At 71.3% G+C, this 7,514-nt stretch carries 5 protein-coding genes and 2 pseudogenes; 6 read left to right on the plus strand and 1 reads right to left on the minus strand.

Annotated elements, in window-relative coordinates; translation table 11 throughout:
* From ACXJKL_RS09815 to ACXJKL_RS09840, 6 genes and pseudogenes are all read left to right on the plus strand, one after another.
* Positions 1 to 188, plus strand: a pseudogene (locus ACXJKL_RS09815) (amino acid ABC transporter substrate-binding protein); the annotation flags it as partial.
* On the plus strand, positions 188 to 1,072 hold the full coding sequence (locus ACXJKL_RS09820) for a branched-chain amino acid ABC transporter permease (RefSeq protein ID WP_457206876.1): 885 nt from the start codon (positions 188 to 190) through the stop codon (positions 1,070 to 1,072). The pseudogene ACXJKL_RS09815 and the gene ACXJKL_RS09820, both read left to right, overlap by 1 nt.
* Positions 1,069 to 2,955, plus strand: a complete 1,887-nt coding sequence (locus tag ACXJKL_RS09825; protein ID WP_457206877.1) for a branched-chain amino acid ABC transporter ATP-binding protein/permease — start codon at positions 1,069 to 1,071, stop codon at positions 2,953 to 2,955. The genes ACXJKL_RS09820 and ACXJKL_RS09825 overlap by 4 nt, the downstream gene beginning before the upstream one ends.
* A complete protein-coding gene (locus tag ACXJKL_RS09830) occupies positions 2,952 to 3,734 on the plus strand; it encodes an ABC transporter ATP-binding protein (protein WP_457206878.1) in 783 nt (260 codons plus the stop codon). The genes ACXJKL_RS09825 and ACXJKL_RS09830 overlap by 4 nt, the downstream gene beginning before the upstream one ends.
* 89 nt (positions 3,735 to 3,823) lie before the next feature.
* On the plus strand, positions 3,824 to 5,284 hold the full coding sequence (locus ACXJKL_RS09835) for an MFS transporter (protein WP_457206879.1): 1,461 nt from the start codon (positions 3,824 to 3,826) through the stop codon (positions 5,282 to 5,284).
* A 98-nt stretch (positions 5,285 to 5,382) separates the two neighbouring features.
* Entirely contained in the window at positions 5,383 to 7,014 is a 1,632-nt protein-coding gene (locus tag ACXJKL_RS09840; RefSeq protein WP_457206880.1) for a hypothetical protein, read from the plus strand.
* Positions 7,015 to 7,029: 15 nt separating this feature from the next.
* Here the strand turns inward: ACXJKL_RS09840 and ACXJKL_RS09845 are convergent.
* Positions 7,030 to 7,514: pseudogene (locus tag ACXJKL_RS09845) on the minus strand (hypothetical protein); the annotation flags it as partial.

Raw genomic sequence — 7,514 nt, forward strand, 5'->3', positions numbered from 1 at the left:
GGCTGCACGGGCTGCACGACAACGAGGTGGAGACCATCCTCGGCCCGCTGTCGTGGGACGAGACCGGTGCCCCGCAGGGCGACTTCCTGATCGGTCAGTGGCAGGACGGCGCCCCGCAGATCGTGCTCCCCGAGGACGCCGCCACCGCTGAGATCGAGCAGAACTGGCAGCCGGGAGGCGCCGGCTGATGACCGTGTTCCTCCAGAGTCTCGCCCTCGGGCTGCTGCTGGGCGGCGTCTACGCCCTCGCAGCCAGCGGGCTGACCCTGATCTTCGGGGTGATGAAGGTGATCAACATCGCGCACGGGGCCTTCCTGGTCCTGGCGTCGTTCATCACCTACACCCTGTGGGACGTGGTGGGCATCGATCCCCTCCTGGCCATCGTGATCACCACCCCCGTGGTGTTCGCGATCGGCTGGGCGACCTACAAGATCGTCGTCTCGCCCATCAGGTCCGCTCCCATGGCCTCCACCGTGCTGCTGACCTTCGGGCTGGCGCTGGTGCTGGAGGGGGCGATGGGCGAGATCTGGGGGAACAACTCCACCGCCATCCGGCCGGCGTACGCCGACGAGTCGTTCACCGTGGGCGGGGTCTTCCTGCCCAAGGCCCAGGTGTACGGCGGCCTGATCGCCGTCGTGGTGCTGGTCCTGCTGTGGGTGGTGCTCACCCGCACCTGGCTGGGACGCGCCATCCGGGCGGCGGCGAGCAACCCGTCGTCGGCCCAGCTGGTCGGGATCCGCACCGCCTCGGTGGCGGCGCTGGTCTTCGCGATCGGCATCGCCGCCGCCGGCGCCGGCGGCGCGATCACCGGCGTGCTCTACCCGTTCGTCCCCGGCTCGCACTACCAGTGGATCGCCCGGCTGCTGGCCATCGTCGTGCTCGGCGGGCTCGGCAGCCTCAACGGGGCGGTGCTGGGCGCCCTCCTGTTCGGGCTGGCCGAGACCTTCACCTCGACGTACGTCTCGCCCTCGTGGGCGACCGCCGTGCCCTACGCCATCGTGTTCGCCGTCCTGCTCATCCGCCCCCAGGGCCTGCTCGGGACCCGACTCCGAGAGGACGCCGTCGCCGCATGAGCAGCCGTCCTGCCCCCACCCCCGAGACCACCCCCGACACCGCTCCGGTCGCCCCGGCGGCCGGGCGGGCGTGGACCCAGCCGATCTGGCTGGGCCGGGCGGTCGCCCTCGCGGCCGCGATCGCGCTGGTCGCCTACCCCCTGCTCACCGAGGATCTCTACTACCAGAACATGATCATCCTGTCGCTGGTCTTCGCGATCGGCGCCAGCGGGCTCAACATCATCTCCGGCTTCGCCGGCTACATCTCGCTGGGCCAGGGCGCCTTCATCGGCCTCGGCGGCTACACCATCGGCGTGCTGGCCGCCCGCAACCCCGACGTCTCCATCTGGCTGTGGGTCCCGGTCGCCGGCGTGGTGGCCGCGCTGGTCGCCCTGGTGCTGGGACTGGTGTCGCTGCGCTCGTCCGGTCCGGCGTTCGTCATCATCACCGTCGCGTTCCTGTTCCTGGTGCAGGTCTTCGCCGTCAACTGGACCTCGGTCACCAACGGCACCGCGGGGCTGACCATGCCGCTGCCCGACTGGGACCGCGACATCATCAACCTGCCCTTCTACTACGCCCTGGTCGCGGTGCTGGCGCTGCAGCTGCTGATGACCTGGTGGATCCGGCGCAGCAAGCTCGGCATGGGCCTGATCGCCATCCGCGAGGACGAGACCAAGGCCGCGACCATCGGCATCAACCTGCCGGTGGAGAAGATCATCGCCTTCATGGCCAGCGCCGTCTTCGTGGGCATGGCGGGCGCGATCTACGGCTACTACCTGACCTTCATCGACCCGCGGGGGATGTTCAGCATTCTCATCAGCGTCCAGCTGGTGCTCTCGATGCTCATCGGCGGCAAGGCCACCCTGTGGGGCCCGGTGCTGGGCGCGTTCCTCATCGAGCCGCTCAACGAGATCGCCAACAACAGCTTCGGCGGCGGCAACGCCCGGCTCTTCCTCTTCGGCGGGCTGCTGGTGCTGGTCGTGATCTTCCTGCCGCGGGGCATCCTGCCCGCGATCGAGTCGGCGCTGAGCTGGCGTCGTACCCACGGCAAGGCCGGTCTCGTCGGCGCCCGCATCGGCACCGGCGGCAGCCTCGCCTCCCTCACCGACCGCGTCTCGGTCGTCGACCGCAGCGAGCTGCCCGACCGGCCGCTGCTGGAGGTCGCCGGTCTGGTCAAGCACTTCGGCGGCGTCAAGGCCGTCGACGGCGCCAGCCTGGTCGTCCCGGAGGGTTCCATCACCGGGCTGATCGGGCCCAACGGCTCGGGCAAGACGACGCTGTTCAACCTGATCGACGACACCATCCGGGCCGACGCCGGCGAGATCCGGCTGGCCGGCGAGCGCATCGACGGGATGCGGTCCTGGCAGCGGGCCCACCGCGGGCTGGGCCGGACGTTCCAGATCACCCGGCTCTTCCGCGAGATGACCGTGCTGGAGAACGTCGTCGCCGCCCAGTCGTCCTTCTCCCTCGGCGGGCTCGGCAAGATCGCCGTGAGCGGCAGCGAGGCCCGTGCCGCGGAGGAGCTGCTGGAGTTCGTCGGGATGCGCGCCTTCCGCGACCAGAAGGCGCAGGCGCTGTCCTACGGCCAGCAGAAGCTGGTCGAGCTCGCCCAGGTCCTGATGCTCGACCCCAAGCTGATCCTTCTCGACGAGCCGGCCGGCGGCATCAACCCCGTCCTGATCGACCGGATGGGGGAGATGATCCGCGAGCTCAACTCCTACGGGAAGACGTTCCTCATCGTGGAGCACAACATGCCCTTCGTCCTGGGCCTGTGCGATCCCGTCCACGTCCTGGGCCGCGGGCGGACCATGGCCTCGGGCACCCCCGACCAGATCAAGAACGACCCCGCCGTGATCGACGCCTACCTCGGCGAGGACTTCCACATCGAGGAGGCCCGCCGATGAACGAGGCGAGCGAGCGGCAGGAGCCGATGTTGCGGATGCAGGGGATCGTGGCCGGCTACGGCGGCGGCGACGTCCTCCAGGGCGTCGACATCACGGTGGCCAAAGGCTCGGTCGCGTGCATCGTCGGGCCCAACGGCGCCGGCAAGTCCACGGTGCTCAAGACGGTGAGCGGGCTGCTCACGCCGCGCCTCGGCGAGGTCCACCTCGACGGCCGGGCGATCCACACGTCCTCGGCGGCCGAGATCCTCGAGCTCGGCATCTCGCAGGTGCCGCAGTCCAACGCGCTGTTCCCGTCGATGTCGGTCAAGGAGAACGTGCTCCTCGGCGCCTACATCATCCGGCGCGACAAGGCACTGGTGAAGCAGCGCTACGCGCAGGTCGCCGACATGTTCCCGATCGTGGCCGACCGCTCCCACGACAACGCCGGCAACCTGTCGGGCGGCCAGCGCCGGATGGTGGAGTTCGCCCGGTCCCTCATGCTCGACCCGGTGCTGCTGCTCCTCGACGAGCCGTCGCTGGGGCTGGACCCCAAGTCGCTGCAGGTGCTCTACGACTCGGTGATGCTGCTCTCCGACAGCGGCAAGACGATCCTGCTGGTCGAGCAGAACGTGCGGTTCGGGATGCGGATGGCCACCGACGGCATCGTCATGGAGAGCGGGCGCGTCATCACCCAGCGACCGGCCGCCGCCGTGCTCGGCGACCCCGAGCTGGCCCAGATGTACTTCGGCGGCTCGGTCTCCGAGTCGGCCACGGAGGAGCCCGTGGCGCCCCCCGCCTGACCCACCCGTGAAGGTGTGGTCGGTGCGGGATCACGAGGTCTAGCGTCCGGTCCGGGCCGGGACGCTCCCGGTGCGGGAAGGGGCTCGTCGTGGCTGGCGTGGAGACCGGAACGATCACGACCGACATACCGGCCAGGCTCGACCGCCTGCCGTGGTCGCGGTTCCACTGGATGGTGGTCATCGGCCTCGGGACCGTGTGGATCCTCGACGGCCTCGAGGTCACCATCGTCGGCTCGATGTCCGACGCCCTCAAGGACGCCAAGACAGGCCTGGGGATGAGCAGCGCCGACGTCGGCATGGCAGGCGCGATCTACGTCGCCGGGGCCTGCCTCGGCGCGTTGTTCTTCGGCCAGCTCACCGACCGGATGGGCCGCAAGAAGCTCTTCCTGATCACCCTCGGCGTCTACACGGTGGCCACCGTCGCGACCGCCTTCTCGATGACGATCTGGTGGTACTTCGCCGCCCGCTTCGTCACCGGGGCGGGGATCGGTGGCGAGTACGCCGCCATCAACTCAGCGATCGACGAGCTGATCCCCAAGAAGTACCGCGGCCGCGTCGACGTGGCCATCAACGGCTCCTTCTGGATCGGCGCCGCCGGCGGCGCGCTGCTCACCATCCCGCTGCTCGATCCCACGATCGTCCCCGCAGAGTGGGGCTGGCGGCTGGCGTTCGCTCTCGGTGCCATCCTGGCGGTCGRCATCCTGGTGGTGCGCCGACACGTGCCCGAGAGCCCGCGCTGGTTGTTCATCCACGGCCGCGAGGACGAGGGTGAGGAGATCGTCCGGGGCATCGAGCACCGGGTCGGCGAGGACGTCGGCGACCTGCCCGAGGCCGACGACGACGCGATCACCATCCGCCAGCGCACCACCATCAGCATCCCGACGATCGCCCGGACCGTGTTCACCCTCTACCCCCGGCGCTCGGTGCTCTGCCTGACGCTCTTCATCGGCCAGGCGTTCCTCTACAACGCCTTCTTCTTCACCTACGGCGACACCCTGTCCACGTTCCTCGACGTGAAGCAGACCGGCTGGTACCTCGCGGTCTTCGCGCTGTGCAACTTCGCCGGGGCGCTCCTGCTCGGCCCCCTGTTCGACTCCTGGGGACGGGTGCGGATGATCGCCGGCACCTACATCCTCTCCGGGGTGCTGCTCGGCGTGGCCGGCACGATGCTGGGCGATCTCAACGCCGTCACGCTGACCGTGTTCGGGTCGGTGGTCTTCTTCTTCGCCTCGGCGGGCGCGAGCGCGGCGTACCTCACTGCCTCGGAGGTGTTCCCGATGGAGACGCGCGCGTTGTGCATCGCGTTCTTCTACGCCATCGGCACCGCAGCGGGCGGCATCAGCGGGCCGTTGCTCTTCGGCCGGCTGATCGAGAACGCGACGGCGGACAAGGACATCACCGGCATCGCGGTCGGCTACTTCATCGGGGCCGCGCTCATGATCATCGGCGGAGTCACCGAGATCGTCCTGGGGGTCAAGGCCGAGGGGCGGTCCCTGGAGTCGATCGCGCAGCCGCTCACGGCCGAGGACGCCCAGACCGCGTCCGCCTGAGGGGGACCGCGCCTCGCGCGCGGGTGCCCGGATCGGGCGACCCCTCGCCGTAGCCTTGCCGCCATGCCTGACCAGGGGGACGACGCGCGGGAGCGCCGGTGACGCGACCGCTCCTCGGGGTGTCCCTCGGCCTGCTCGTCGCCTGGCTGGCCCTGGGCCCGTGGGTGCTGGTCGCCGTGCTCGTCGCCCTGTGCGTGCCGCGGGTCCGCTGGTGGGTGCTCGACCGGCTCTGGTGGACGCGCCGCGGGGTCGCGATCGGCGTCGCCGCGGTGGCCGCGGTCGCCGGGATCGTGCTCGTCGTGCCCGACGGCTGGCTGCCCGTCCCTCCGTCGCCGGGCGTCCTCGTCGCACCGGCGTACGTCGGTCGTCCGGCGCAGCCCAGCCCGCTGCAGGTCGGCACCGTCCCGCAGAACCCCCACCTCGCCCGGAACGGGGCCGGGTCCGCGCTGGACGATTCGTGGAGCACCGGCGCCTCGCCCTGGGCGGGGCCGGTCGGGCTCCAGCCCGAGGTGGACTCCGCCTGGTACGGCCTGGAGCACTGCGGCACCCTCACCCTCGACAGCCGGGACCGGCTCGTCGGCCTGTGCGGTGACCGCGGTGGCCGCTCCCTGCACGTCATCGACCACGACTCGATGCGACCGCTGGCGACCAAGCGGCTGCCCGAGCCCGAGGACGGCGACGACGACGGGTGCGGCGCCCAGAGCTACCTCGACGCGAGCGACCGGGCGGTGGTGGCGACCTCGGACCGACGGGTCCTGGCGGTCTCCACCGCGGACGCCGACGGCGAGCCCGACCTCACCACCGCGCGCACGTGGGACCTGTCGGCGCAGGTCCCCGACGACGACTGCGTCGTCGCGCTGCTCCCCGACTGGGCGGGCCGGATCTGGTGGGCGACCCGGGACGGGCTGGTGGGCACCGTCGCCCCCGACTCCGGCCAGGTGCAGGTGCTCGACCTCGACGAGCAGGTCACCCACCCCTTCAGCACCGACGAGACAGGCGGCACCTACGTCGTCACCTCGCACGCGCTCTACCGCCTGGGCGCGGACGCCGCCGGCACCCCGGTGGTGGAGTGGCGCACGGCGTACGACCGCGGCACCGACCGCAAGAGCGGTCAGGTGACCCGTGGGAGCGGCACCGGCCCGACGCTGCTGGACGGCGGCGTGGTGGCCTTCACCGACAACGCCGAGCCGCGCATGCAGGTGGTGCTGGTGGAGCGGTCGACCGGTGCCGAGATCTGCCGCGCGGCCGTCTTCGACGACGACGCGAGCGCCACCGACTCGTCGCTGGCCAGCGTCGGCGCGGGAGTGGTGGTGGCCAACACCCACGGGTACGCCGGCCCGGTGCGCACCCTGCTGGGCCGCGGGACCACGGGAGGCCTGGCCCGGGTCGACGTGCCCGCCGACCGGTCGGCCGGGGAGTGCCGGGTGCGCTGGACCAGCGAGCTGGTGGCGCCCTCGGGTGCCCCGCAGGTGTCGCTCGCGACGGGCCTGGTCTACGCCTACACCAAGCGGCCCACGTSGTGGGGCGTCAGCGCGTGGTACCTCACGGGGGTCGACGTGCGGACCGGGCGCGCGATGTTCGGCGTGCGCACGGGCACCGGGCTGCTGATGAACAACGACCGCGCCACCGTCACCCTCGCGCCCGACGGGACGGCGTACGTCGCGACGCTCGGCGGGATGGTGCGGGTGCAGGACCGCCAGCCGTCCACGCCCGCCGGGGACGCCGAGTGACCCTCCCCTGACGGTCTAGGCGCAGGGGTGCACCCCCGGCTCGCCCGGGCGCTCGATGCCGCGCTGGACGAGGATCCTCTCCAGCAGCGTGGGCCGGGCCGGCATCAGCCCGTCCACGCAGGCGTCGATCATCGCGTTGTAGGTCGCGGCGTCGTCGGGCGCGGTCCCGCTGAACCACACGTGGACGGCGTAGCCGCCGGCGTGGGCCCGGGTGACGAACTCGGGGGTGAGCACCCGGATGCYGGAGTTCTCGACGGGCACCTGGAGGGCGACCGTGCCCTCGATCGGGCGGGTGCCGTAGAGGAAGTAGGCGGTCAGCTGTTGCCGGCCGGGTGCGAGGCCGGTGCCGGGGGAGCGCCGGTGGAAGTCGGCCAGCGCGGTGTCGTCGAAGGACGTCACRATCACGTCGTCGCGAGCGGCGTCGTCGACGAAGTCCGCGAGCAGGTGTCCGGTGCGGAGGTAGGAGGCCGTGTCGGAGTCGGCGGTCCCCTTGATCTCGA

This window comes from Nocardioides sp. P5_C9_2 (assembly GCF_054049555.1).

Excerpts from the sequence above, each read along its gene's own strand:
- ACXJKL_RS09820 (WP_457206876.1), top strand. The coding sequence starts at position 188 with ATGACCGTGTTCCTCCAGAGTCTCGCCCTCGGGCTGCTGCTGGGCGGC.
- ACXJKL_RS09830 (WP_457206878.1), top strand. The coding sequence starts at position 2,952 with ATGAACGAGGCGAGCGAGCGGCAGGAGCCGATGTTGCGGATGCAGGGG.
- ACXJKL_RS09825 (WP_457206877.1), top strand. The coding sequence starts at position 1,069 with ATGAGCAGCCGTCCTGCCCCCACCCCCGAGACCACCCCCGACACCGCT.